Origin of the sequence: Corallococcus carmarthensis, assembly GCF_003611695.1 — a bacterium.
Taxonomy (GTDB): domain Bacteria; phylum Myxococcota; class Myxococcia; order Myxococcales; family Myxococcaceae; genus Corallococcus; species Corallococcus carmarthensis.
The window spans coordinates 35,500-61,932 of the sequence record NZ_RAWE01000035.1 but is presented as its reverse complement, the minus strand read 5'-3'; the positions used below and the strand labels follow the sequence as shown (position 1 = coordinate 61,932).

General features: G+C 71.1%; 18 protein-coding genes (1 of these 18 only partly in view). 12 read left to right on the top strand and 6 right to left on the bottom strand.

What is annotated here, in order from left to right:
* Positions 1-183: 183 nt before the first annotated feature.
* The 3 genes from D7X32_RS12785 to D7X32_RS12775 form a co-directional block, all read right to left on the bottom strand.
* A complete protein-coding gene (locus tag D7X32_RS12785; protein WP_120602814.1) occupies positions 184-708 on the bottom strand; it encodes an OmpA family protein in 525 nt (174 codons plus the stop codon).
* Positions 709-796: 88 nt separating this feature from the next.
* Positions 797-2,170, bottom strand: coding sequence for a sigma-54-dependent transcriptional regulator (locus D7X32_RS12780; RefSeq protein ID WP_120602810.1), 1,374 nt, complete (start codon positions 2,168-2,170; stop codon positions 797-799).
* Positions 2,160-4,286, bottom strand: coding sequence for a two-component system sensor histidine kinase NtrB (locus D7X32_RS12775; RefSeq protein ID WP_120602809.1), 2,127 nt, complete (start codon positions 4,284-4,286; stop codon positions 2,160-2,162). Before D7X32_RS12775 ends, D7X32_RS12780 begins: the two co-directional genes overlap by 11 nt.
* Before the next feature lie 193 nt (positions 4,287-4,479).
* On the opposite strand from D7X32_RS12775, the gene D7X32_RS12770 reads away from it, so the two are divergent.
* Positions 4,480-5,031, top strand: coding sequence for a glutathione peroxidase (locus D7X32_RS12770; RefSeq protein WP_120602808.1), 552 nt, complete (start codon positions 4,480-4,482; stop codon positions 5,029-5,031).
* Positions 5,032-5,033: 2 nt separating this feature from the next.
* Here D7X32_RS12770 and D7X32_RS12765 read toward each other — a convergent pair whose 3' ends face one another.
* A complete protein-coding gene (locus D7X32_RS12765; RefSeq protein ID WP_120602813.1) occupies positions 5,034-5,735 on the bottom strand; it encodes an MBL fold metallo-hydrolase in 702 nt (233 codons plus the stop codon).
* A 105-nt stretch (positions 5,736-5,840) separates the two neighbouring features.
* Here D7X32_RS12765 and D7X32_RS12760 point away from each other — a divergent pair, with 105 nt between their 5' ends.
* The 11 genes from D7X32_RS12760 to D7X32_RS12705 all read left to right on the top strand — a co-directional run bounded on the left by D7X32_RS12760 (position 5,841) and on the right by D7X32_RS12705 (position 18,707).
* Entirely contained in the window at positions 5,841-6,266 is a 426-nt protein-coding gene (locus D7X32_RS12760) for a YeeE/YedE family protein (RefSeq protein WP_120602807.1), read from the top strand.
* 3 nt (positions 6,267-6,269) lie between these two features.
* The gene (locus D7X32_RS12755) at positions 6,270-6,725 is read left to right on the top strand and encodes a DUF6691 family protein (RefSeq protein ID WP_120602806.1); all 456 of its coding nucleotides are present in this window, start codon (positions 6,270-6,272) and stop codon (positions 6,723-6,725) included.
* 135 nt (positions 6,726-6,860) lie between these two features.
* Positions 6,861-8,123, top strand: coding sequence for an NAD(P)/FAD-dependent oxidoreductase (locus D7X32_RS12750; RefSeq protein ID WP_147450128.1), 1,263 nt, complete (start codon positions 6,861-6,863; stop codon positions 8,121-8,123).
* Between the two features lie 25 nt (positions 8,124-8,148).
* Positions 8,149-8,817: a carbonic anhydrase gene (locus D7X32_RS12745; protein ID WP_120602805.1), complete on the top strand. Its 669-nt coding sequence runs from the start codon at positions 8,149-8,151 to the stop codon at positions 8,815-8,817.
* Positions 8,818-8,869: 52 nt separating this feature from the next.
* Positions 8,870-10,594, top strand: a complete 1,725-nt coding sequence (locus D7X32_RS12740; RefSeq protein WP_120602804.1) for a sigma 54-interacting transcriptional regulator — start codon at positions 8,870-8,872, stop codon at positions 10,592-10,594.
* 156 nt (positions 10,595-10,750) lie between these two features.
* Positions 10,751-11,215: an SMI1/KNR4 family protein gene (locus D7X32_RS12735; RefSeq protein ID WP_120602803.1), complete on the top strand. Its 465-nt coding sequence runs from the start codon at positions 10,751-10,753 to the stop codon at positions 11,213-11,215.
* Between the two features lie 652 nt (positions 11,216-11,867).
* Entirely contained in the window at positions 11,868-13,706 is a 1,839-nt protein-coding gene (locus D7X32_RS12725; RefSeq protein ID WP_120602801.1) for a serine/threonine-protein kinase, read from the top strand.
* A complete protein-coding gene (locus tag D7X32_RS12720) occupies positions 13,703-14,431 on the top strand; it encodes a hypothetical protein (protein ID WP_120602800.1) in 729 nt (242 codons plus the stop codon). Before D7X32_RS12725 ends, D7X32_RS12720 begins: the two co-directional genes overlap by 4 nt.
* A gap of 713 nt (positions 14,432-15,144) precedes the next feature.
* The gene (locus D7X32_RS12715) at positions 15,145-16,101 is read left to right on the top strand and encodes a hypothetical protein (RefSeq protein ID WP_147450127.1); all 957 of its coding nucleotides are present in this window, start codon (positions 15,145-15,147) and stop codon (positions 16,099-16,101) included.
* 144 nt (positions 16,102-16,245) lie between these two features.
* The gene (locus tag D7X32_RS12710) at positions 16,246-17,850 is read left to right on the top strand and encodes a glycosyl hydrolase family 18 protein (RefSeq protein ID WP_158625667.1); all 1,605 of its coding nucleotides are present in this window, start codon (positions 16,246-16,248) and stop codon (positions 17,848-17,850) included.
* 32 nt (positions 17,851-17,882) lie between these two features.
* On the top strand, positions 17,883-18,707 hold the full coding sequence (locus D7X32_RS12705) for a GNAT family N-acetyltransferase (RefSeq protein WP_120602797.1): 825 nt from the start codon (positions 17,883-17,885) through the stop codon (positions 18,705-18,707).
* 9 nt (positions 18,708-18,716) lie between these two features.
* Here the strand turns inward: D7X32_RS12705 and D7X32_RS12700 are convergent, their stop codons facing one another.
* Together D7X32_RS12700 and D7X32_RS12695 are read right to left on the bottom strand one after the other, a co-directional pair.
* A complete protein-coding gene (locus tag D7X32_RS12700) occupies positions 18,717-20,066 on the bottom strand; it encodes a GON domain-containing protein (protein ID WP_120602796.1) in 1,350 nt (449 codons plus the stop codon).
* A 273-nt stretch (positions 20,067-20,339) separates the two neighbouring features.
* A protein-coding gene (locus D7X32_RS12695; RefSeq protein WP_120602795.1) for a non-ribosomal peptide synthase/polyketide synthase crosses the window boundary here: on the bottom strand, positions 20,340-26,433 show its final stretch. The gene runs 26,180 nt beyond the window's last position; only the last 6,094 of its 32,274 coding nucleotides appear in the window; its start codon lies beyond the right edge, outside the window; it ends in the stop codon at positions 20,340-20,342.

Here is a 26,433-nt window from a genome sequence, read left to right as displayed (position 1 = left end):
TTCAGGCGGAGGGGCGGGGGGCGGCTCCGACGTGCGCAGGACGAAGAAGCTCGTTCCCGCCAGGAGCGCCACGACCGCGGCGATACCCAGGGGCCAGCGCATGGAACGGACAGGGGACGGCGGAAGGGGGGCGTTTTCGCTGGGGCTCATGTGGATGGGGAAGCGATGGAGGATCGAAAGGACTTACAGCTCGCCGGCGCGGGCCTGTTCGGCCAGCCGGAAGGAGAACTCCGCCCGGCGGTTCTTCTCCGGGGCGTTCGCGTCCGCGGGGCGCTCTTCGCCGTAGGAGATGACGGAGATGCGTGCGGGCTCGACGCCCAGGTTCACCAGGTAGGCGCGCACGCTGGCGGCACGGCGCTGGCCCAGCGCGATGTTGTATTCGGTCGTGCCCAGCTCGCAGGTGTGGCCCGCCACCGTCACCTTCGCGAGGCTCCGCTGACGCAGGGCCTGGGCGATGCGCGCCAGCTCGTCGGTGGCCTCGGACGGCAGGACGGAGGAGTCGAGCGGGAAGTAGATGGGCGCCGCGTTGAGCGCCGCGAGCGCCTGCTCCGTGTCGTCGGGCGCGGGCCGCGCTGCATTGCCGCGGTCGCTGACGGAGGGGGCCGGCGGATGGACCGCCGCGTCGGCCGTGTTCGTGTTGGCCGCGCGCCGCGCGCAACCGGTGAGACCAATGACTGACAGCAGGAGGACCAGGTGGGTTCGGTTCATGCCCTGATACATGAGCAAGGGCTGTGCCGCTGTCCTCCCGTCTGGCGCCGCGTGCGGTGCGGCGCAATCACTGGCAAAGCGCGGCGTTCTAGCGTTGCGAAACGCCGCTGTCGGTCCGCTCCCTGCGGTGGATGGTGGAGACATCAATCCCCAACAGCTCCGCCGCGCGCGTCTTGTTGCCTCCACAGCGGGCGACCACCCACGCGATGTATTCACCCTCCAGCTGTCTCAACGGCACCACCTGTCCGTGGGCCGCGGCCAGCGGGTGGACCTCCGGCGCGGCGTCCGTGGTGTGCAGCTTCAGCTGGGCCAGGTCCACCGTGGGTTGCGCGCCCAGGACGACCAGCCGCTCCACCAGGTTCTCCAGCTCGCGCACGTTGCCGGGCCAGGGCATGCGCCCGAGCGTGGCCACGGCCTCGGGGGCCAGGGTGGTGACGGGGGAGCGCGGATTGCGGGCGCGGGCCTGCGTCACGAAGTGCTCGGCGAGCTTCGGGATGTCCTCCGTGCGCTCACGCAGCGGCGGGACGCGCAGCGATACGACATTGAGCCGGTAGAAGAGGTCCGCCCGGAAGCGGCCTTCCTTCACGCGCGCGTCCAGGTCCTGATGCGTGGCGGCCAGGATGCGCACGTCCACCCGGCGCGAGCCGTCCGCGCCCACGGCCCGCACCTCGCCGTCCTGGAGGACGCGCAGCAGCTTCGCCTGGAGCTCCGGAGGCATGTCCCCGATCTCATCGAGGAAGAGCGTGCCTCCGTCCGCTTCCACGAAGAGGCCCCGGCGCGTGGTGGTGGCGCCGCTGAAGGCGCCCTTGATGTGGCCGAACAGCTCGCTCTCCAGCAGCGCATGGGGCAGGGCGGTGCAGTTCACCGCCACGAAGGGCGCCTGGCTGCGGGGCCCTTCGGAATGGAGCGCCCTCGCGACCAGCTCCTTGCCGCTGCCGCTCTCTCCCCGGATGAGCACCGGCGCTTCCGAGGACGCCACGCGGTCGATGAGCTCATAGAGCGTCCGCATGGGCACGCTGTGGCCCAAGAGCGCCCCCAGGCCGCTGCGCTGGGCCACCTGGCGCTTGAGGTCGCGGTGCTCGGCCCTCAGGCGCCGGGCCTCCAGCGCACGGCCGACGTGGAGCAGCACCTCGTCCAGCCGGAAGGGCTTGGTGAGGTAGTGCCAGGCGCCCCGCTTCATCGCCTCCACGGCGCTCTCCACCGCGCCGAAGGCGGTCATCAGCAGCACGGGCAGCTCCGGGTCGTGCCGGCGCGCCGCCGCGAGCACGTCCAGCCCGTCCACCTCCTCCATGCGCAGGTCGCACAGCACGACGTCGTAGACGCGCGCCCGCAGCTGGGCGATGGCGTCCGCGCCCCCCGTGGAGAGGTCCACGCGATAGCCCGCGTCCGTGAGGGGCTCCTTCAACATCTGTCCCATCTCCTCGTGGTCATCCACCACGAGGATGCGCGCGCTAGACGGCATGTCGTTCCTCCCAGCCGGAAGCGGCGGCCACCGGCCACCGCAGCGTGACGACGGTGCCCCGGCCGGGCTCGCTGTCGACCCCCACCTGGCCACCGTGATTGCGGACGATCTGGGCCACCACGCTCAATCCCAGGCCCGTGCCCTGGCCCCGCTTCTTGGTGGTGAAGAAGGGGTCGAACACCTGGTGCAGGTGCTCCGGCGCGATGCCCCGGCCATCGTCCTGGACGCGGATCTCCACCTGCTCCACCGCCCCGGCATCTCCCGCCGCGCACACCGACGCGCTCAGCCGCACGTGGCCTCCGGCAGTGCAGGCATCACAGGCGTTGAGCGCGAGGTTGAGCAGCACCTGCTGGAGTTGATCCGCGTCCGCAGCGAGGCTGGGCAGCCGCTCGGGCACGTCCAGCTCGAAGTGCACGTGCCGGCGTTCGGCCTCCACGTCGAGCAGCTCCTGGAGGCCGCGCACGACGGGTGCGAGGGGAACGACGCCGGCCCGGGCGGGTTGCAGGCGCGAGAGGTCCAGGAGCTGGCGGATGATGCGGCTCACCCGGTCGATCTGCGTGACGATGGCATTGAGGCCCCGGCCCTGCGGGTGCTCCACGCCGCCCACCTTCTGGAGCATGTACTCGGCGTGGCCCCGGATGATGCCCAGCGGCGTGCCGATTTCATGGGCCACGCCCGCGGCGAGCACGCCCACCGTGGCCAGCTTCTCCGCGCGCAGCAGCTGGTCCTCCAGCATGCGCACGTTGCTCAGGTCCTCCAGCACCAGCAGCGTGCTCACCTCTCCGTCGCCGTGCTCCAGCGGGACGGCGTGGACGTTGAACTGGTCCTTCTCATTGAAGAGGCTGAGGGGTTCGCCGTGCAGGCTGCGCACGGCGCCCTTGTCCCGCGCGGACAGCACCATCGCCTCCAGCCGCTGCACCGCCGCCGCGGGCGCGGTGGGGAAGGCCTCTGGCAGGGTGCTCCCCACGGCGGTGGCGGGCAGGCGCGCGCGCAAGGCCTGGTTCACCGCGCTGATGCGGCCTTCGTGGCTCAAGGCCAGGATGCCCGTGGGGATGTGGTCGAGGATCTTCTGCGTCTCCTCGTGCAGGTGCGCGAACCTCGCGGCGTGTCGCAGGCTCTCCCGGAGCGCCACGGCCCGGCGGTTGGCCAGCACCACGTAGGTTCCGAACGCCACCAGGAACACCGCGATGAGGAGCGCCGCCAGCGACAGGCGCAGGACGAGGGTGCGCTCGTGGGAGCGCAGGGCGCTCGTGGAGGAGAGCGTCGCCACGGACCAGGACGCCTCGCCTCGCATGCGCAGGGGCCGGAACGTGGCCACCGCGTCCGCCGGTCCCAGGCCCAGGCGCTGGGCCTCCGCTTCGTTGAGCCGCAGCGTCCCGGACGCGCCCGCGCGCATCCGCTCCACCATCGCGCGCAGCCCCGGCACGAGCGTGCCCGCGGATTCGCCCAGGCGCCCATGCCAGGACGCCAGGGCCGGGTCGCTCATGGGCGCGGGCGTGCCGTGGGCGCCCAGCAGGAGCAACCGCGTGTTCCCGTCCACCGTCACCACGCGCAGCGGCGCGAAGAGGGGCTCGGTGTCCACGAGGATGGCGACGGCGCCTCCACCCCCGGGCGCGCCGGAGTCGATGCGGGTGGCGAACACGCGCATCCACCCGGAGGACGCGGCGCCTTCAATGGGATGCGAGGGGATGACGTGCCCCACCGGGGCCGTGAGCGCCTGCCGCGCGGTGTCCGCGAGCGCCGGGGGATGGACCGCTTCCCTCGGCAGGTGGCGCGACTTGTGATCCACCAGGAAGAGGCGCTCTTCGCCATCCGGGCCCAGCACGGCGATGGCGCGGTACTGGCCCACGGCCTCCAGCAGGGCGCGCAGCTCGTTGTGATGGTCTCCAGCGGAGCCGGGCTGGGCGAGCAGCTCGCTCGCGAAGCGCAGGTTGTCCCCCAGGTCCTCGAGCGAACGGGCGACGCCGCTGGCGGCCTCGTCGAGCTGGGCCTGCCGGTCTCGCCCGAACTGTTCCACGAGCGCCTGCCGGTCGCGCTGGATGAACCACACGGCTCCGCCCGCCACGCTGGCCAGGGCGACGAGCAAGAGGAGGAGGGGAGCGAGGAGCCGGTGCATGGGGCGGGAGGGAGTCCACACAACGCAAGGGCCGGGCCAGCCGTTCCCTCCAGGGGCCCGCGCATCCGGCCACCCCGCGACCGCCGCAAATCACCACACCGGGGCTGGCACTTTGCCGGGCCGGCTTACGGGGCGCCCCTTCGCGAGCCTGCGCTAGAGTGGCCGCCCCCTCGAACGGAGACCGAGCCTCACCATGAGCCAGAACCTCTACGACATCCCCCTCAAAGGCATCGACGGTGCTCCCCGGACGCTCGGTCAGTACCGGGGCAAGGTCCTGCTGGTGGTGAACGTCGCCTCCAAGTGCGGCCTGACGCCCCAGTACGAAGGCCTGCAGAAGCTCTACGCGAGCAAGCAGGGACAGGGCCTGGAGGTGCTGGGCTTCCCCGCGAACAACTTCATGGGGCAGGAGCCGGGCTCCGAGGCGGAGATCCAGCAGTTCTGCACCTTGAAGTACGACGTGACCTTCCCGCTGTACTCGAAGATCTCCGTGGTGGGGCAGGACAAGCACCCGCTCTACCACGCGCTCACGGGCGCCATCCCGGAGGCCACGGGTGAAGGGCCCATGCGCGCGAACCTCAAGGGCTACGGCATCGAGCCCAACCCGCAGCCGGAGGTGCAATGGAACTTCGAGAAGTTCCTCATCGGCCGGGATGGCCGCGTCGCGGGCCGCTTCGCTCCGGACGTGACGGCGGAGGATCCGCGCCTCGTGCAGGCCATTGACGCGGCGCTGGCGAAGCCGGCCTGACGTCAGGCCCCGGGCGCCTTGGGCCCCGTCCGTCCACAGGCGCGGTTGGCCGGGACGGCGAGGTCCATCTTCCTGGGGCGGGGCAGCTCGAGGTGGTTCATCACGTCGATGAACTCCTCGCGGCTTTTGCCCGCGAGCCGCGGGTTGTGCCGCTTCTCCTCGCCGATGCTCGTCGACGTGTGACCGTGGTAGTCGTGCGCGGGAAAGACGAGCGTCGCGTCCGGGAGCGGGAAGAGGACGCGGGTGATGGAGTCGTAGAGCTGGCCCGCGCTCCCGTTCTGGAAGTCGGTGCGGCCGTTGCCGCGCACCATCAGCGCATCCCCGGTGAACACGCGATCCCCCAGGAGATAGCTCACGCTGTCGTCCGTGTGGCCCGGCGTGGCGAGCACCTGGAAGACACACTGTCCGACGTGCACCGTGTCGCCGTGCCGCACCTGGAGGTCGACGCACTCGGCCCCGCCCGCGCCTGCCACCACCTGGCACCGCGTGCGCTCCCGCAGCATGCCGGACGCGGTGACGTGATCCGCGTGCACGTGGGTGTCGAAGACGTAGGAGAGGACGAGCCCCAGTTCGCCCACGAGCCGCAGGTCGCGGTCCACCTGCTCCAGCACCGGATCAATGAGCACGGCCTGGCGCGTGGCCTCGTCACCCACGAGATAGGTGTAGGTCGAGGACTCGGAGTCGAAGAGCTGGCGGAAGAGCATGTCGAGGTCTCGGTCCAGGCGCGCCATGATGGGGGGAAGCGGGTTCAGCGGGGGCTCGCGCTACGGCCCTGAATCCTCCGCCAGAAATCAGGCTTCGAGAAAGGTATGTCTTCTCCATTTGTCCTTCCGCTCCTGGGTGGAGCCCTCATCGGGCTGAGTGCCTCCCTCCTGCTGCTCGCCCATGGCCGGGTGGCGGGCATCAGCGGCGTCGTGGGGGCGCTGCTCGGCCCCGTCCGGGGGGATGTCGCCTGGCGGATCCTCTTCCTTGGCGGCCTGCTCACGGGGGGCCTGTTGCTGGCGTGGCTGCATCCGGGCGGGTTCCCGGCCCCCGTGGCATTGGACGTGGGGCGCGCGTCGCTGCTGGGGGGCGCCGGGCTGCTGGTGGGCTTCGGCTCGCAGCTGGGCAGTGGCTGCACCAGCGGCCACGGCGTCTGCGGCATCAGCCGGGGCTCCGTGCGTTCCATCGTGGCCACGCTCACGTTCATGGCCACCGGCGTCCTCACCGTCTTCCTCGTCCGTCACGTGCTCTGACCCATGCGTTCTTCTCTCTGCGCGCTCCTCAGCGGACTGCTCTTCGCCATCGGCCTGGGGCTGGGCGGCATGACGGACCCGGCGAAGGTCCTGGCCTTCCTCGATGTCGCGGGCGATTGGGATTTCCGGCTCGCGCTGGTGATGGGCGGCGCCATCGCCGTGCACGCGCCGCTGCGGCGCCTCATCCTCCGGCGCGAGCAGCCCCTGTTCGCCGCGACGTTCCCGTCCTTCCCCCGCCAGCGGGTGGAGGCGGGGCTCGTGGGCGGCGCGGCCCTCTTCGGCGTGGGGTGGGGCCTCGCTGGCTACTGCCCCGGGCCCGCGCTCACCTCGCTCACGAGCGGCGCCGCGGCCGCGTGGGTGTTCGTGCCGGCCATGCTCGCGGGCATGGCCGTGGCCCGGCGCGTGTCCGCGTCGCGGCGTGTGAAGGCCGAGGATCCATCGGAGGCCGTGCGCGCGTGAGCCCGCTGGGGACTCGCGAGATGTGAACCCGGTGACGCGCGTTCGCCTCGCGGGGCAGTTGGCACGCGGCTTCCTCGGCGCGCAGGCTGGTGGCTTGCTTCAACGCCCGGCGCCGGTGCTTCACGGAGGCCGCACATGTCCGCTCCCCAGGACGCGCCCCGCGAGGCGCCCATCCCCCTCAAACATCTGCCTGCCTCCGAGCACCACCGGGTGCTGATCATCGGCGGCGGCACCGCGGGCCTCACGGTCGCGGCGCGGCTGAGGCGCAAGGGTGTGCGGGGCGTCGCCATCCTCGAGCCCTCGGCGCATCACTACTACCAGCCGCTGTGGACGCTGGTGGGCGCTGGCGCCGCGGACATCGCGAGCTCCGTGCGGCCGCAGGCGGACTACATCCCGGAGGGGACGCGGTGGATCCAGGACCGGGCGGAGGAGGTGGATCCCGTCCGTCAGCAGGTGCTCACGCGAGGTGGGGTGCGCCTGGCCTATGACTTCCTGGTGGTCGCTCCCGGGATCCAGTTGGACTGGGACCGGGTGCGCGGCCTGCGCGAGGCACTCCAGACGCCCTTTGTTTCCAGCAACTACGACTTCCAGCTCGCGCCGAAGACGTGGGAGATGGTCCGGGCGTTCCAGGGCGGCACGGCCCTCTTCACGCACCCGGCCACGCCCGTGAAGTGCGCGGGGGCGCCGCAGAAGATCATGTACCTGGTGGCGGATCACCTGCGCCGCAACGGACTCGCCGGAAAGTCGCGCGTCGTCTTCGGCTCGGGGGCGCGGACCCTCTTCGCGGTGCAGCCCTTCGCGCGGGTGCTGGAGGGCGTCGTGGACCGCTACGGCATCGAGACGCACTTTGGCCACGACCTGGTGGAGGTGCGCGCGGGCACCCGCGAGGCCGTCTTCGCGGTGACGCGCGATGGACGCCGGGAGCGGGTGACGCTGGGGTATGACCTGCTGCACGTCACGCCTCCGCAGAGCGCGCCGGACTTCATCAAGCGCAGCGCGCTGGCCCACGCGGACGGCCCGAACGCGGGCTGGGTCAAGGCGCACAAGCACACGCTTCAGCACCCGGACCATCCGAACGTCTTCGCGATTGGAGACGCGAGCGACCTGCCCACGTCGCGCACCGGGGCGGCCGTCCGGGCGGAGGCGCCGGTGCTCGTCGAGAACCTGGTGGCCGTGATGGAGGGGCGGGAGCCCACTGGCCGGTACGACGGCTATGCGTCCTGTCCGCTGGTGACGGGCTACGGGCGGATGCTGCTCGCCGAGTTCGACTACGAGGGCCGGCCCGCGCCGAGCCTTCCGTTCATCAATACCCTCGTGGAGCGCCGCGACCTGTGGCTGCTCAAGAAGTACGGGCTGCCGCGCCTGTACTGGGACTGGATGCTCCGTGGCCGCGCCTGACACTTGGGAAAGTCACTGCTCGACGATGGGCCCTGCTCATGCGAGCGTCACGGACGTGACGCCCTACGACAAGATCTTCGAGAACAACCAGCGCTGGGCGGAGGAGCAGCTCCGCGCGGATCCGGACTACTTCGCCAAGCTGTCGGTGTCGCAGCAGCCGGACTTCCTCTACATCGGGTGTTCGGACAGCCGCGTGCCCGCCAACCAGATCATGGGCCTGGCGCCCGGTGATGTGTTCGTGCACCGCAACGTCGCCAACCTGGTGAACAACGTCGACCTCAACGTGATGGCGGTCATCAACTACGCCGTCCGTCAGCTCGACGTGAAGCACATCATCGTCTGCGGCCACTACGGCTGCGGCGGGGTGCGCGCGGCGATGCAGCCCAAGGACCTGGGCATCCTCAACCCCTGGCTGCGCAACATCCGCGACGTGTACCGCTTCCACAAGCAGGAGCTGGACGGCATCTCGGATGAAACCCAGCGTTACGAGCGGCTGGTGGAGCTCAACGTCCTGGAGCAGAGCATCAACATCATCAAGACGGCCGCCGTGCAGAAGTCCTACCTGGCGCGCGGCTTCCCCATCGTGCACTCATGGGTGTTCGACCTGCGCAACGGCATCCTCCAGGACCTGAAGCTGGACTTCGTCCAGACGCTCCACAACATCCAGGAGGTCTACGACCTCACGAAGGAGTGAGGCGGAGGCCGTCGGACGTCTTGCTCGGGTCCGTCCTAGACTCGTCCGCCGCATGCGCTTCTTCCTGACCCTGCCGGACGGACGTTCCTTCGCGCTGGAGAAGCCGGTGGTGTCCGTGGGCTCCGAGCCCGCGTGCGACGTCGTCCTCTCCGCGCCCGGAGTGAGGGGCAGCCACGCCCTGCTGTTCCGGGACGCGCGCGGGTGGACGGTGTCCGCCGCTGCTCCGGACTGCGACGTCCGGGTGCGCGGCAAGCGGGTGGAGCTGTCACCGCTGGAGCCGGGGGCGGCCTTCAGCCTGGGTAAGGCCTCGCTCACGCTGACGGCTTCCGAGGCCCCGGTTGGGGCGGAGCCTTCCGCGGCGCCCTCCCGGCTGCTGGGCGTGCTGACGGACTTTGCTTCGCGGCTGCTCGTGCAGCGTCCTGCGTCGGAGTTGCTGGAGGCCGTGCTGCGGGGAATCGCGGACGTCACCTCCGCGGACGTCGGCTTCCTGGTGTCGGTGGAGGGCGACCGGCGGCAGGTGCTGGGGGCCACCGGCTCCGTTCCGGCTTCGGTGGTGGTGGACAGCCTGGTGGATCAGGTCGTGGGTTCGGGGGCTCCGGTGCTGGTGCCGGATGTCGCGGCGGAGGCGGCGCTCGCGGGGGCTCCCAGTGTCCTGGCCCTGCGGCTGACCTCCGCGCTCGTGCTGCCGCTTCGCGCGGGCTCCGCTCCGCTGTGCGCCGTGTACCTGGGACGGCGACTGGGCAGTCCTCCGTTCTCTCCTCGCGAGTTGGAGGAGGCGATGGCGCTGTCGTCGCTCGCGGCGCTGCTGCTGGCCACGTCGCGGGAGCTGACCGAGCTGCGGGCCCAGGTGGACAGCCTCACGCAGCGCATCGCCGCGGCCACGTTCGAAGGGCTCATTGGTGAGTCCCCGGCCATGCGGAACCTGTACCGGCAGGTGGAGCGTCTGGGGCCTACGACGCTACACGTGCTCATCCAGGGGGAGACGGGCACGGGCAAGGAGGAGGTGGCCCGCGCTCTTCACCGGCGGAGCGGCCGGCGGGGACGGCTGGTAGCCATCAACTGCGCGGCGCTGCCGGAGTCGCTCATCGAACGCGAGCTGTTTGGCCATGTGCGCGGGGCGTTCTCCGGCGCGACCTCCGACCGCGCGGGCCTGGTGGAGGCGGCGGATGGAGGCACGCTCTTCCTGGATGAGATTGGAGACATGGCGCTGTCGCTCCAGTCGCGCCTGCTGCGCGTCGTGCAGGAGCGCGAGGTGACCCGGTTGGGAGAGCACCGGCCGCGGAAGGTGGACATGCGCGTGGTCGCCGCCACGCACCAGCCCCTGAAGGCCTTGGTCGCCCGGGGAGCCTTCCGCGAGGACCTCCTCTTCCGCTTGGATGAGGTGCGCGTGGAGGTGCCCGCGCTGCGCGAGCGCGGCGAGGACGTGCTGCTCATCGCGCACCACGTCCTGAAGCAGGAGGGGGCTCGCGCGCGGGGGTTCACGCAGAAGGCGGCGGAGGCCCTGCGCGGTCATCCCTTTCCGGGGAACGTCCGCGAGCTCGTCTCGCGGGTGCGGCGCGCGGCCATCCTGGCGTCAGGGGAGCTCATCGGCGTCGAGGACCTGGACCTGGCCGCGGACCCGGCGCCGCTGGTGCCCCTGGATGAGGCGCGCGATGCCTTCGTGTCGCGCTACGTGCGTGAGGCCATTGCCCGGAGCGGCGGAAGCAAGAAGGAGGCGGCCCGGGCCCTGGGCATCGGTCTGCGCTCCGTGTTCCGCTACCTGGGGGAAGAGGACTGAGCATGGGATGTGGCGATGCAGCTTCCACCAACCTCCTGCCGTTTCCCCAGGACCTCCACGAAGATCTGCTAGGGCCCTACAACCAGTGCTACGCGAATCAGCCTCCATGGACGCGTGTCGGAGTGGATCACCCCTATGGCGAGTAGCTCCGAAACCATGTCGGCAATGCTGGAACAGGTGTCGCGGCTCCACTTCCCCAATCCGCCCGCGACTCCATCGGAAATCGATGCCTTCGAGCAGCGGGTGGGATGGCGCCTGGACCCGGACCTCCGTGCCTTCTACCTGCATTGCGACGGCGCGAAGCTGTCCGACCGCGTCGATCCCGCCTTCTTCTTCTACCCACTGGCGAAGATTCGCCGCGCTCGCGTCGTCCTGCTCAAGGAAGACACGGACAGGGCGGGCCCCGCGTCCTGGTACGCGGTCTACGAGGTCCGGGATACCAACTACATCTTTGTCGACGTGAGCCAGGAGGCCGGTGAACGGTACGTCATCCGGGATGGCTACCGCGAAGCGTTTCCGGACCCTGCCTACAACCGGCAGATCGCGGGTTCCTTCTCGGAGTTTCTGGGCGGAGCGCTCCGGTCCAACGAAGAATGGTTCTGGCTTCAGGAGGAGGAGTAGCGGCTCCGAGCGATCGCCACTGCGTGCGTTCGCCCAGCGCGTTGAAGTACTCCTGCATCCACCCCCATGCGCTTCTCGCTTTCGTTCCTCCTCGTGCTCCTGGTCCTGGTCGTGGGCCCGGGCTGTCCGCTCGACATCCAGGTCCGCGAGGCGCCGGACGCGGGCTGTAGCGAAAGTTCCTGTTCGAGCCCGTGTGACGCAGACCGGGAGTGTCCGGCGGGACAGCGCTGCAATCTCTTCTTCAAGGACTGCGAGGACGGCCCCCGCCTCACCGAGCCCTGCTCCGCGGCCACCTCTTGTTCCGGGAACGCGCGCTGTACGGGGGGGCGCTGTGTGCAGGGCTGTGGCCAGGGATGTCCCGTGGGCTACCTGTGTGGACCGGAATCCACGTGCGTGGAGACCTGCGAGGGAATGACTCCCGCCACCCTGGGCAGCTACTGCACTACCTCCATGGACTGCACCCGCTGCGGCTTCTGTGCTGACTCCGGGAGTGGGAAGAAGTGCCACCAACCCTGCCGGTCGGATGCGGAGTGTCCTGACGCGAAGCCCGGTGCGTGCGTGCTGCTTCCTGGTTCCACCCTCCGCGTGTGCCAGCCGTGACGCAGCCCCGGCGTTTGCTCGCCAGGATCGCGCTTCCTAGAGTGCCCGCTCGATGACGGGCGAACTGCTGGCCGGCCGCTACCAGTTGGAGCAGGAGTTGGGGCGGGGCGGGATGGCGACGGTCTTCCTGGCCCTCGACCTCCGGCTGTCCCGTCGCGTGGCGGTGAAGGTGCTGCATCCGGGCATGGAGGCCCGTTTCACCGAACGCTTCCGCCAGGAGGCGGAGGTGGTGGCGTCGCTCCAGCACCCCAATGTGCTGGCGGTGCATGACTTTGGCGAGGACGCCGTGCGCGGCCCATTCCTCGTCTGTGAGTGGGTGCAGGGTGAGAACCTTCGCGAGCTGGCGCGGCGCCTGGCCCCCATGCCGCCGGAAGCCGTCGCGCTCCTGGGCTGGGAGCTGGCTCGCGCGCTGGAAGCGGCGCATGCGCGCGGCGTGGTGCACCGGGATGTCAAACCGGAGAACGTGCTCGTGGCGCGCGGCGGCCCGCTGAAGCTCGCGGACTTCGGCATCGCCGCGCTGGCGGACCGGACCCGGCTGACGAGCACGGGGGCCGTCATCGGATCGCTGGCGTACATGGCGCCCGAGCGCATCGACACCGGTGCGTGGTCTCCGGCGTCGGATGTCTACGCCGTGGGCGTCGTGTTGTTCGAGCTGTGCACGGGCACGACGCCGCACGCTGGGGAGGGCAGTGCCCGGCTGGCGGTCTCGGTGATGACACGCGATGCGCCATCCCTGCTGGACGTCGCACCGGGCACTCCCGCGTCACTGGGCGCGCTGGTCGCTCGGTGCCTTGCCCGGGATGCTCGCGACCGGCCCGCGGATGGCGCCGCGCTGGCGCGGGAACTGGATGCGGTGCTGCGGTCGTGGGTCGGTGCTCCCCCTGAAGCGTCGCGCGCTTTCTTCCTGGCACCAGAGGCCTCCGGGGCCCGCTGGCGCGAGGACGGATTCCAGCGGTTGTTGGGCGAAGGCCGTGCGCTGCTCACGGCGGGGCAGGGGGCCCAGGCGGCCCGGTGTCTCAACGCCGCGCTGGCGCTCCAACCCGGGGCCCCCGAAGTGCTGGCGCTCCTGCGCTCACGCCCCATGAAGAAAGGCCTGCTCCGGCGCGCGTGGTCGGGACGGAGGAAGGGGCCTGTCGCGGGTGTGATCCTTGCGGGAGTGCTGGGGGGCCTGGTGACGTGGGGATGGAGTTCGCGTGAGCGTGACGCGGATTCCGATCCCCCGACGGTTGTCCCCGTGGCTCATTCTTCAGCCTCCAGTTCGACCGCGTTGGCGGATGCCCCCGTTGTTCCTCCGCCGGATGCACGACCTGTGACGAAGGCGGCGGAGACTCCAGCCCGGGCGGCCCGCCCTGACACGCGGGGCAACCTGCCCCGGAGGTCCTCCGCTCCGCTGGCACCTTCATCCCAGACCGCTTCGCAGCGGGGGCCCACCGGCTCGGAGCTGCCTGTGCGCGTTCCTGATGCCCAGGACTTCGCGACCCTCACGGTGGTGACCCGCCCCTGGGCCGAGGTGTTCGTGGACGGCCAGAGCCGGGGCTACACCCCACGGCTTCGCGAGCTGCGATTGCCTCCCGGAACGCACCGGCTCCGCTTCGACAATCCCCTGTGCGAACCCGTCGAGGAGTTGATCGAAGTGGCTGCCGGCGCAACCGTCTCCCGTGAAGTCTCCCTGCGCGTGCGGGATGCGGAGGTCACCATCGTCGCGCCCGCCGCGTCTCGCGTCTTTGTCGACGGCCTGGAGGTGGGCGTGGCCCCGCTGCCGAACCCCGTGAAGCTCACGCACGGAGGCCACCTCCTGTCCGCCCGGGACCCCGGGGGCAACGTGCTGAGGCAAGCGCTCAACGCGGTGGCGGGAACCCGCACCACGGTCGTGCTGGAGGCGTCACCATGAAGACCGCCATCGTGGCCCTGGTGCTCGCGGCGTCCTCCTCGCTGGGCCCTGCCCGCGAGGCCTATCAGTCCGGCGACCTCCCCCGGGCCCGGGTCTCGCTGGAGGGCCTGCTTCAGCCCTTGCGGCTCTCCAACCTCCAGGAGGAGTCCGAGGCCCACCTGCTGCTCTCCGCGACGCTCCACGCCCAGGAGGACCTGCCCCGCGCGGAGCAGGAGGCGGTGGAGGGGCTCGCGCTCAACCCCGACGCGAAGCTGGACCCCCTGGTGTATCCGCCGGACTTCATCGCCTTCGTCGAACGGGTGAACGTCCTTCGCCACGAGCGCATCATCCAGCGCTCAGCTCAACGCCGGCCGCCCAAGCTCCTGCCCACGCCCTCCAGCTCCATCCCCGTTCTCGTCGAATCCCGTCCGGCTTCGCAGGGCTGGTACCTGGTGCCGTTTGGCGTGGGCCACCTCGTGCACGGCCAGCGCTCCAAGGGCACCGTGCTGGCGGTGGGGCAGGGCACGACCTTCGCCGTGTCCGCCGTCTCCCTGGGCGTGGCCCTGTCCCTGCGCGGCTCCGACGGCCGCTACTCGGAGCAGGACGCGCCCACGGCCAGGGCCTTCAATGTCTCCTATCTCGTGGGGGCCTATGCCTTCGCGGCGCTCTACGCCTACGGCATGCTGGACGGACTGCTCTCCTCGCCGGCACCGGCCGCCCCGCCACCGGGGAGAGGACCCGGGTGATTGGCTTTATCGCGAAACCTGAAACACCGTTCGCGTGAGCCTTGGGTGCAGGGCGGTTGCCATTCAAGCCGGTGCCGTACGCGGGTGCGTGGCCTGAAGTCACAGGCCGTGTCTGTCTGCCCATTTGATACAATCAGTAAGCGGCCCCCCGGGGACTCACGCAGCCCAGGTTCCGTTCCTTGGGTGTGACGGGCATCCGGCCGGCGGGGCGGCAGCCCCTGGACCTGGGGACGGTGGGGCAGCGCCCGGGATGGCAGGAAAGGTGCTCCGCTATCCGGCCACGAGGTCCGGTCAGGGTGGTTCCACGCACGCACTCACTGCCCCTGGGGCGGATGATGTGCCTGAGGGTACGGAGAGGAGCCCGTGGACCCAGGTCCAAGGGGGCACCCTCCCACCCGTCCCCGGAACCCGTCCCTGAATCATTGATACCGGCGCCGTCGCGACTGTCGTCAAAATATGTTGTTGCGCGGATCCATGCCCGCGCGTGCAAGGATTGTCTAGGCTTTTGGCCCCCTGGGGCATGGTCCTGTACTTCCAGGTCGTGTCGAAATGCCAGATTGTCCTGTTCAGGTGTGTGTTTGGGGATGTGTCGCATTTGTCTTCCCGGGAATTGGACCTGGGATGCAGTTGCTGCCCCCGGGCGCGGGCTTCAGCTTCCGGTCCCGCCAGTCATTGCGCTGGCCGCGCGGACGCTGATCCGGAGGAAGCCATCCATGTCCCCTCGCTGCTCCTTGCCCCCATCCACCCGACCCGTGGCGCCTCCCGGCGCGTGGAGCCTCTTCGCTTCCTGGGTGCCCTATATCCTGGGCCAGCGCTCGCGGGCGCTCCTCGTCCTGCGCTGGTTGCGCTTCCCCAAGGAGGGGCACGCGACCCTGGTCGCGTCGCTGCTGGCGAAGCGCAGCCCGCCCACGCCGTTGCTGTGGAGGACGGTGGAGGACGCCGCGCTGCCGCGGGTGCGCGCGGAGGTGGAGGACGCGGTGCTCGTGCGGCTGCGGGAGCTGGTGCCCCCATCGCTCCGGGCCGTGCTGGTGGCGGACGAGGGCTTCGGCACGCCCCACCTCCTGGAACGGCTGGGCGCCCTGCGGTTGGACTACGTCGTGCGGGTGGCTCCGGAGACGGAGGCCTTCCACGACGGCGGGGTCTGCCGTCCAGCCTCGGCGTGGGCCCCCGCGTCGATGCGCCCGGGGCGGGTGCGGGACGTGCGGCTCACTGCCTGGCGCGTCCCCGTGGTGGCGCTCGTCTGCGCGGGGCGGGGAGCGCCGCGGGCACCCTGGTGCCTCGCCACCAGCCTGCGCACCGCTTCGGCGAAGGCGGTCGTGGACATGGCCGCGCGGCTGGAGGACCCGGCCCCGGAGCTCCTTTCACCTCCGGTGCTCGCCCGGATGGCGCAGGACTCCGGCGGGCCGCATCCGCCCGGTCAGCATGACCGGCTGTTGCTCCTGGGCGCGCTCGCCACGGAGATGCTCACCCTGCTGGGCGCGGTGGGCCAGGGGCTGGAACTTCCCCGGCGGAAGGCGGCCCGGTCCTCGCCGTCGCTCTTCCTCCAGGGCTGCCTCTACTACCAGGCGCTCCCGCTGATGCCGGGCGCGCAGGCGCACCAGCTGGTGGCCGCGTTCCAGCAACAGCTGGAGGACAAGCCCGTCTTCCGGACGCTGCTGTCTGCCTTGTAAGGCATTGCCCCCGGGACGGCGTGGCGCGGGCGCCCGGGGCGTCGCATTTATTGTCTGTGTTTGATGTCGCGGTGTTTCTCCAAACGGTGAAAGGGAAGACAGGTCATGATGGATCCGAAGCGGGGATGGGCTGGGATGCGGCGGATGGAGCCGAAGCAGGATGGGCCGGAGACGTTCGTCCCGGATGCGCTGGCGTTGGACGATGTCTCGACGCGGCGGGCCTACCGGACCGTGGGTTACCGGGGCGACGGCCTGGGGAACAACCTCTCCTATACGCCGGTCCGCGTGGGCCGGCCTGTCTACAACACGTATCCCCGGGCCCCGGGAGCGCCCCGGCTGTCCGCCTATGTTTCAGACCTGGGCCTGGAGGATGGCCGGCCGCTGGGCCTGGAGGAGCCGCGCTTCTTCGGCCGTGGCTTCGATGTCTCACGCCTGCCGCCCACGGCGTATGACCGGCTCATCTTCGGTTCGCTGGGCATCGTGGGGGATGCAGGGCCTCGCGCCGCGCAGATCCGCAAGCACGCGCGGGGAGCGCAGCTGGACCGGCGGGGGCGCGTCACCATCGTGGACTACCTGCAGGACGTGGCGTCGTTCCCCTTCCAGGGCGTGTCCATGGCGAAGGTGGGCGCCAGCCTGACCAACTACCATGCGCTGTACTTCTCCCAGGAGCGGGCCCTGGGGATGCTGGGCGGCTTGAGGAACCTGCAGCAGCAGGCCGCGGCGCAGGGACACGCGCTGGAGCTGGCGTTCTGCGTGGGCGGGTGGCTGATGTCCGGCCACTTCTCCGGGATGGCGGCCAGCCCCCGGGAGCGCGCGGAGTTCGTCTCCAGCATCGTGGAGATGTTCGCCCTCTTCCCCATGTTCTCCTCCGTGGACCTGGACTGGGACTGCCTGGGCGGCGGGTGGCTGGCGAGCGACGAGTCCTCCAAGGACGACAGCGCGAACTACGTCCGGCTGGTGGCGGAGCTGCGCGCGGCGCTGGATGGGGCGGCGCGCAGCCTGGGCCGCAAGGAGATCTCCGTCGCGGCGAGCTGCGACCTGGCGAAGCTGCGGCTCGTGAACGTGCCGGTGCTCCGGGATGTGGGGCTGGACCGCGTCTACCTGAAGGGCTTCGACTTCTTCAGCCCGGGGACGTCGCGCGCCGTCGTCCACCACGCGAACCTCAAGCGCTACCCGGGCTCCCCGCACTCCATCGAGCTGGCGGTGGAGTCCCTCCTGTCGCGCAAGGTGGATCCGGGGTGCCTGCACCTGGGCTACGCGGCGGAAGGGCAGGCCGCGGCGGGCGCCAGCCGGGACTCGCTCCAGTACAACCTGGAGGGCGCCGCGCTGGGCACCTTCGAGGCGGGCGTGGTGGAGCTGTACGACCTCCTGCGCAACCAGGTGGACTTCTCCGCCCGGCCGCCGGTGGGCCGCAACGGCTTCGACCTGTGCACGGACCGCTGGGCGGACGCGGACTACCTCTACAGCGAGGAGGCCCGGCAGCTCATCACCCTGGACACGCCCCGCACGGTGAAGGCGAAGGCGGAGTTCGCCGCCGCCCACGGCCTGGGCGGCGTCTTCTGCGGGGCCGCGCACCAGGACACCGGGCTGCTCCACAACGCGGCGCGCGAGGGGCTGGGCGCCCAGGCCCTGCGAACCGTGTTCGACATGGCCTCCACCTACGTGCCCGGCCAGGTGCGTCCGCTGGGGCCCGGGGTGCGGGACATGCGGGGCATGGGTGAGGGGCTGGGGAGCGTTCCCTCGCACTGACGCGGAGGCCCGCCCCGGTGTAATAGGGCCGGATGAATGACGTGAACCTGGTGGAGATCGCGCGGCGGTTCGAACACAAGCAGGGCACCTCCGCGGCGGCGCTGGCGACGGCCTCCGCGCCGCTCGCGGACGGCTGGATGGCGTTCGGCGGCGTGGGTTCCTACATCAACAAGTCGTGTGGCTACGGCTTCGAGCGCGACGTCACGGACGCGGAGCTGGACGCGCTGGTGGACTTCTTCGCGTCGCGCGGCGTGGAGCCCAAGGCGGAGCTGAGCCCCTTCACGCCGCAGGCCCTGTTGAAGGGACTGGCGGACCGGGGCTTCGTGCTGCGTGAGTTCGAGACGGTGCTGTACCGGCCGCTCCACGCGGGGGAGGACCTGGCGCGGCTGACGCAGGGCTCGCCCCCGGGGCTGCGTGTCGAGCGGGTGGATCCGTCCGACGACGCGGCGGTGAACAGGTTCGTGGAGGTCGCCGGCAGTGGCTTCGTTCCGGAAGGCGAGCCGATGCCGGAGGTCTTCCGGGAGATGGGATTGAAGGCGGCGCGCAATCCCCTCTCGGACTCTTACGTGGCGTGGATCGACGGCGTGGCGGCGGGGGCCGGGAGCTGCGAGGTGAGCGACGGGCTCACCTCGCTGTTCGGCACGTCGGTGCTGCCCGCGTACCGGCGGCGCGGCGTGCAGCAGGCGCTCATCGCCGCGCGGCTGGCGCGGGGGCTGGAGAAGGGCAGCGACCTGGCGGCCATCATGTCCTCGCCCGGCATCCCCACGGAGCGCAACGCCATGCGCCTGGGCTTCCAGATGGCCTACTCCCGCGCCGTGCTGGTGAAGCCCGGCGCGGGGCTGGTGCCTTCGCCCTGAACGCCGGGGCTACGGCTGCGGCACGGTGTACGCCAGGGGCAGCAGGGCGCCGTTCTGATTGAACGGGTTGTAGCTGCCCAGCGGGCCCACCCAGCCGCAGCCGCCGTAGCCGCGCATCTCCACCACCTGGTTGTTGGCGCCGAACGTCCACCACGATGAACCGCTGGAGGGGCCGGCGCGGCCGATGGCGCCCGTGGGCACGGAGAAGGGCGTGCCCCGCAGGTCCACGTTCGCCAGCCCCGTCGTGCTGCACCCCATGGCCGCCGCGTAGGTCATGGCGGTCACCCGCTCCTTGTTGACGTGCATGAGGAGGCCGGTGGACGCCGCGAAGCTCTGGTCGCCGGTGTCCACGGCCAGGGTGACGGGGTTCAGCCGGACGCGCGTGTACCGGGTCCGCACGTGGGTGCCGGGGGAGTTCCCTCCCGCCGTGTACTGCGAGTAGTTGGTGCCCTCCTCCGTGTGCGCGAGGGGGAGGTACTCCTTGGGCGTGCCGGCCATGTCCTTGCACCAGGCCGTCCAGCGCTTCAGCGGATCCTTGTTCACGAACAGCGTGTACTCGCCGTCCGGCGCGCCGGGACTGAACGTCAGGACGTCCTGGCACGACGCGGGGCGGTTCCCGCCGCGGTAGCCGAGCTGGAGCGGGACGCCGTGCTGGTTGTAGGGGTTGTAGCTGCCCTGCGGCCCCACCCAGCCGCAGGCGCCACCGCCGGACAGCGTGACGACCTGGCCCTCCTCGCTGGAGACGGCGGCGCCGGATGCGTCCGCGCCGCCCACGCCGAACGCGCTCGCTTCCACCGTGAACGGGGTGCCCCGGAGGTCGATGTTGCCGACGCCCTGCGATGCACGGCAGGCCATGGCCACGCCGTAGGGCATCGCGGTGACGGTGTCCGGCGAGTGTGTCAGCGCGCCCGTGGAGGAGGCGAAGGTCTGGTCCGCCGTGTCCACGCGCAGGGTGATGGGGTCGATGCGCAGCCGGGTGTAGGAGGTGCGCACATCGGTGCCGGGGGAGGCGCCGCCAGCGGTGTACTGCGAGAAGTTGGAGCCGGCGTCCGTGCGCACGAGCGTGAGGTACTCCCTGGGGGTGCCGGCCATGTCGTGGCAGTACGCCGTCCAGTTCGCGCTGGCGTCACCGGCCAGGTACAGCGTGTAGTCGCTGTCCGGTGCGCTCGGCTGAGCGGTCCGGATGTCCAGACAGGTCGTGGGCAGCGTGGCGAGCGCCTGGGGGCGTGTCGTCAGCGCGCCGGGCCCGTCGCTGTCGCTGGCGCCACAGCCGGCGGCGGCGAGCACCAGCAGGCTCCAGGTCAGGGTCCGCGCGCGGCGGGGAAGGTGGGGGACGGCGGATGGCTTCGGGAAGTTCATGGGGATGGGCTCCTTGGAGGTTGCGGAGCCTTCCCATGGCAAGGGCGGGGCCACGCGGCTCGCCGGGGCCTCGCCGTTGGGATTCCGGGGCGTTACGTACGCGCCGGGCCCCTGGGATGAAGTGGCCGCGCCGCGAACGTGCCAGTCCTGGCACGCGCGCTGGCTCCTCCCAGGAGGCGGCCTGTCATGCCCCCTCAGGGCCCGCCACGCACATCGCGGTGGGCGCACCCCCGGCGCCGTGCGGGTGGCACGGCGCCGGTGCGGGTCGCGGGCCTACCGGGACGTGCCCCCCGCCGTGCGCTGGAGCGCCTCCGTCAACCGCTCCGCGAGCCGCTGGACGTGGGGTGCGCGCAGCAACGTGTAGTGGGTGCCGGGGAGCACTTCGCGCGTCAGCTCGCCGTGGACGTGCGCGCTCCAGCCGTCGTCGCCGTGCGTCGGGTCGGCGCCCGCCTGGAGCAGGAGGACGCGGCCGGTGAGCCTCCCGACACGGTGGTGCTTCAGCGCCCGCAGGTTGTGGGTGAAGACGCGCAGGAGCGTGCGCCCTGGCGCGGCCTCCGCCTCCGGTGACGCGAGCTGGCCCTGATCCAGTTCGAACAGCGCGGCCACCTGGCGCGTGTCGTCCACGTCGAGCGGCACCCGGCCCTCCGTCGCCGGGCTGGGGTCGATGAGGGCCACGAGCTCCACGGCCTCTCCCCGGGCCTGGAGCTGGCGGGCCATCTCGAAGGCGACCACGCCTCCCATGGACCAGCCGCCCAGCCGGTAGGGGCCGTGGGGCTGCACGGTGCGCACGGCGGCCACGTAGAGCGCCGCCATCGCCTCCACCGAATCGAGCGGCGGCCGGCTTCCATCGAGCCCCTGCGACTGGAGCCCATAGAAGGGCTGCTCCGGCCCCAGCTGCTTCGCCAGCGCGGCGTACGCGAGCACGTTGCCACCCACCGGGTGGACGCAGAAGAAAGGCCGCCGCGTGCCCTCGCGCTGGATGGGCACGAGCGGGGAGAAGACCGTGGGCGCCTGCCCGAGCAGTCGGGCCAGGGTCTCCACCGTGGGCGCCTGGAAGAGGGAGGCCAGGGGCAGCTCGCGGTGGAAGTGCTCCCGGATGCGCGCCATCAGCTTCACGGCGAGCAGGGAGTGCCCGCCCAGATCGAAGAACGACCGCGTCACACCGATGGGCCGGACGTCCAGCAGCTCCTCCCAGAGCGCCACCAACTCGCGCTCCAGGTCGTCGCGCGGGGCGACATCGAGGGACTCGGCATGACGGGTCCCCGGTGTCTCCGGGACGTACATCCGGCGCAGCTCCTCGTCCGTCAGCAGCGGCCTCCGGTCCAGGAGCGCGTCGGGCGCGGCGAGGACCGTTTCCAGCAGCGTGCTCCAGCGCTCCATCAGCCGTTGGACCGTGGCGGCGTCGAAGAGGTCCGTGCTGTACGTGAGCGCGCCCTGGAATCCGTCCGACAGCCGGGTGAGGGCCAGGTCCAGATCGAACTTCGCCGTCGTGGGAGCGACCTCCACCGCCTTCAGCGTCAGGCCGGGAAGGATGGCCTCCGGCTCTGGCGTGTTGTGCAGCGCGAAGAGGGCCTGGAAGAGCGGCGTGCGGCCCAGGTCGCGCTCGGGCTGGAGCGCTTCCACCAGCCGCTCGAAGGGGAGGTCCTGGTGTTCGTACGCGCCGAGCGTGGTGGCCCGCGCCTGCGCGAGGACCTTCCGGAATGACGTGTCCGCGGTGAAGCGGGCCCGGAGGACCAGCGTGTTGACGAAGAAGCCGATGAGGCCTTCGGTCTCCGCGTGACGCCGGTTCGCGATGGGCGTGCCCACCAGCACGTCGTCCTGTCCGGCGTACCGCGACAGCAGCAGCTGGAACGCGGCCATGAGCACCATGAAGGGCGTGGCGCCCTCGCGCTTCGCCAGCGCCTCCACCGCGTCACTCAAGGCGGGTGTCAGCCGCACGGGCAGCAGCGCCCCTTGTGCCGAGCGGAGAGGCGGGCGGGGCCGGTCGGTGGGCAGCGCCAGCGCGTGCGGTGCCCCTTCAAGCTCCCGTCGCCACCAGTCGAGCTGTCCCTCCAGCACCTGGCCGTCCATCCACGCGGCCTGCCACCGGGAGAAGTCCGCGTACTGCACGGGCAGCTCCGGCAGCGGCGCCGGTTGTCCCTGGCGGAACGCTTCGTAGAGCGCCACCAGCTCGCGCACGAGCACTCCGAAGGACCAGCCGTCGGAGATGGTGTGGTGCGTGCACAGGAGGAGCACGTGCTCCTGTGCGTCCAGGCGCAGCAGGGTGAAGCGAGTCAGGGGACCCGTGCCCAGGTCGAAGGGACGCAGCGCATCCGCGTCCACCCGACGCCAGACCTCGGCCTCGCGCTCCTGCGCGGGCAGGGGTTCCAGGTCCTCCGTGCGCAGCGTTCCCGTGGGGGCCGGGTGGATGCGCTGGCGGGGCGTTCCGTCGTGGGCCTCGAACGTCGTGCGCAGGGTTTCGTGCCGCTGCACCAGCGCGTCGAAGGCCCGCTGGAGGGCGGACGCGTCCAGCGCTCCGGACAGCCGCAGCGCGAAGGGCATGTTGTAGAGGGGGCTGCCCGGCTCCAGCTGATCAATGAACCACAGCCGCTGCTGCGCGAAGGACAGGGGGGCGAGTCCGTCTCCCTCCGTCCGCGTCAACGGCGGCAGCGTGGGCGCGGCGTCCGGCAGCCGCTGTGCGAGCTCCGCCACGGTGGGCGTTTCGAAGAGGGCCCGGACGCGCAGCTCCACGCCGAAGCGCGCGCGCACGCGGGCCACCACCTGCGTGGCCAGGAGCGAGTGCCCGCCCAGCTCGAAGAAGTTGTCGTGACGGCCCACGCCGGGCACGCGCAGCAGTTCCTCCCAGATGGCGGCGAGGCGCGCCTCGGTGGGCGTAGCTGGCGGTTCGGAGATCCGTGCGGGGAGCCGCGATGCGTCCGGCGCGGGCAGCGCCTTGCGGTCCAGCTTGCCGTTCGGCGTCAGGGGCAGGACGGGCAGGGCGAGGAGGGCGGCCGGCACCATGGAGTCCGGCAGGTGCCGGCGCAGGTGCTCACGCAGCGGGGCCAGGTCCACTTCCGGCGTGACGTAGGCCACGAGGCGTGCGTCACCCGGAAGGTCCTCGCGCACCAGGGCCACCGCGTCCCGGATGCCCGGGTGTGCGCGCAGCGTGGACTCGATTTCGCCCAGCTCGATGCGGTGGCCGCGCAGCTTCACCTGGAAGTCCAGGCGGCCCATGAAGTCGAGCGTACCGTCCTCGCGCCAACGGGCCTTGTCGCCCGTGCGGTACAGGCGTGCGCCGGGCTCCGTTCCGAACGGATCCGGCATGAAGCGCTCCGCCGTCAGATGAGGACGGCCCAGGTACCCCCGCGCGACGCCCTCACCGGCGAAGCACAGCTCTCCCGGCAGGCCGAAGGGCACCAGCTCCTGACGCTCGTCGAGCACGTACGCGCGCAGGTTGTCCAGCGGCCTTCCGATGACGGGCTGTGCGTGCGGCGTCCCCTGGAGGTCCCACTGGGTGACATCCACGGTGCACTCGGTGGGGCCGTAGGTGTTGAAGGCCCGCGTGCGCCGGGTCGCGGCGAGCCGCCGCCAGAGCACCTCGTCCAGCGCCTCGCCGCCCACCAGCAGCAGCGATGGCAGGCGCGGGCGCTCCAGCAGCCCCGCGTCCAGCAGGAGCTTCAGCTGCGCGGGCGTGATGTCCATCGTGTCCACCCGCGTCCGCTCCAGCCACTCCAGCATCCGCTCCGGCTCCAGCCGGATGTCCGCCGGAACGGGGCACAGGCAGTGGCCGTCCATGATCCAGATGATCTGATCCATGGACGCGTCGAAGAACAGCGGCGCGTTGACGCCAACGCGGAGCCCCGGCGGCTGTCCCGCGTACACGGTCCGCGAGAGCGAGTGACGCAGGTGCAGCAGTGACCGGTGGCGCACCATCACGCCCTTGGGCGTGCCGGTGGAGCCGGAGGTGTAGATGACGTAGGCGAGGTTCCCGGCGCCCGCCGCCGGCGGCGGGTTGTCCGAAAACCTGTCCGACAGTCGGACAGGTTCGGCAGCCACCGGCGCCAGCGGGTTGTCCGAAAACGGGTCCGACAGTCGGACAGGTTCTGCGTCCAGCCGCACCAGGTGGGGCACGTCCGGGCGCCACGCTTCTTGCAGCGCCCGCGTCGTCACCAGCACGGACGCGCCACAATCTTTGAGGAGCAGCGACTTGCGCGCGGCGGGCGCGGACGGGTCCAGGGGCACGAAGGCGCCCCCGGCCTTGTTCACCGCGAGCAGCGCGATGACGGTCTCCGCCGAGCGCTCCAGGCACAGGCCCACCGGGACCTCCGGGCCCACGCCCAGCGATTTCAGATGCCAGGCGAGCTGGTTGGCCCGTGCGTTGAGCTGCTGGAAGGACAGCGTCGTCTCCCCGAACACCACCGCGTCGGCGTCCGGGGTGCGCGCCACCTGCGCCTCGAAGCGGCCATGCAGCGTGCCGTCGCCGTCGAAGGACGACACGCCTCCGGCCAGGCCGCCCAGGAGCCGCTGGCGTTCCTCCAGCGGAATGAGGGACAGGCCGGACAGCGGTGCGTCGGGTTGCGCGAGCACCGCCTCCAGCAGCACTCGCAGGTGGGTGAACAGCCGCGCCATGGTGGGACGCTCGAAGAGGTCCGTGGCGTACTCGAGCGTTCCCCGGAAGCCGTCCTCACGGCGGTCCAGGTCCAGGCTGAGGTCGAACTGGGACACGGTGCGCTCCGCGAGGGCCGCGGGCCGCGCGGTGAGGCCGGGCAGCATCAGCTCCGGCACCGGCGCGTTCTGGAGCGCGAACATCACCTGGAACAGCGGCATGCGTCCCAGGTCGCGCTTCGATTGCAGGGACTCCACCAGCCGCTCGAACGGGATGTCCTGGTGCTCATACGCGCCCAGCGTGGTGGTGCGCACCTGGGCCAGCAGCTCCCGGAACGTCGTCCGGCCGCCGAAGCTTCCGCGCAGCACCAGCGTGTTGACGAAGAAGCCGATCAGCCCTTCGGTCTCCGCGTGGCGGCGGTTCGCGATGGGCGTGCCGACGAGCACGTCGTCTTGACCGGAGTAGCGGTGCAGCACGGTCTGGAAGGCCGCGAGCAGCACCATGAAGGGTGTGGCGCCTTCCTGCTTCGCCAGGGACTCCACGCGCTCGGACAATGCCAGGGACAGGTGCACCGGCACCGTGTCTCCGCGCTGGGTGGAGACGGCGGGACGGGGCTTGTCGGTGGGCAGCTCCAGGGCTCGGGGGGCTCCGGCGAGCTGCTGCGTCCACCACCCGAGCTGTGCCTCCAGCGCTTCACCCTGGAGCCAACCGCGCTGCCAGAGGGCGAAGTCCGCGTACTGCACGGGCAGCTCCTGGAGCGCGGGCGGCCGGCCCTCGCGCAGGGCCGCGTAGAGGGCGGTGAGCTCGCGCACCATCACGCCCAACGACCAGCCGTCGGAGACGATGTGGTGCAGGTGGAGTACCAGCACGTGTTCCTGCGCCGCGAGCTTCAACAACAGGGCGCGGATGACAGGACCGCGCTCCAGGTCGAACGGCCGCTGGGACTCCGCCGTCGCCAGGTGTTCCGCTTCGCGCAGCCGGACTTCGGTGTCCTCCAGGGCGGTCAGGTCCACGCGCTCCAGCGGCACGGTGGCCTGGACGTGGATGTGCTGCACGGGCTGGCCCGCTTCCGTGCGGAAGGTGGTGCGCAGGGCTTCGTGCCGCGCCATCAGCGCGTCGAGGCTTCCCTTCAACGCGGCCTCGTCCAACGCGCCGAGGAGCCGCAAGGCGACGGGCATGTTGTAGAGGGCGCTGCCCGGTTCGAGCTGATCGATGAACCACAGCCGCTGCTGCGCGAACGACAACGGCAGCAGCGGGGGCCTTGATGCACGGGTGAGGGGCGGCACCTGTGAGTCGTGGTTCGGGCTGGTGCCCAGGTGTTGCGCGAGCGCGGCCACGGTGGGCGCGTTGAAGAGTTCGCCCAGGGGCAGCTCCACGCCCAGCACGGCGCGGATGCGCGACACCACCTGCGTGGCCAGGAGCGAATGGCCTCCCAGGTCGAAGAAGTCGTCGTGGATGCCCACTGCGTCCAGGTGCAGGACCTCCGCCCAGATGGCCGCGAGCTGGGCTTCCAGCGCGTTCCGTGGCGCTTCGCGCGTCGCCTCGGAGGCGCGGGACGCTTCGGGCGCGGGCAGGGCCTTGCGGTCGACCTTGCCGTTCGGTGTCAGGGGCAGGGACGGCAGCGCCACCCATGCGGACGGCACCATGTAGTCGGGGAGCTGCCGCTGCGCGTGCGCCTTCACGCGGTCCGTACCGGCGCTGTCCTCGTCGAGGACCACGTAGGCCACGAGCCGCTTCTCACCGGGCACGTCCTCGCGCGCGAGCACGACGGCCTCGCGCACG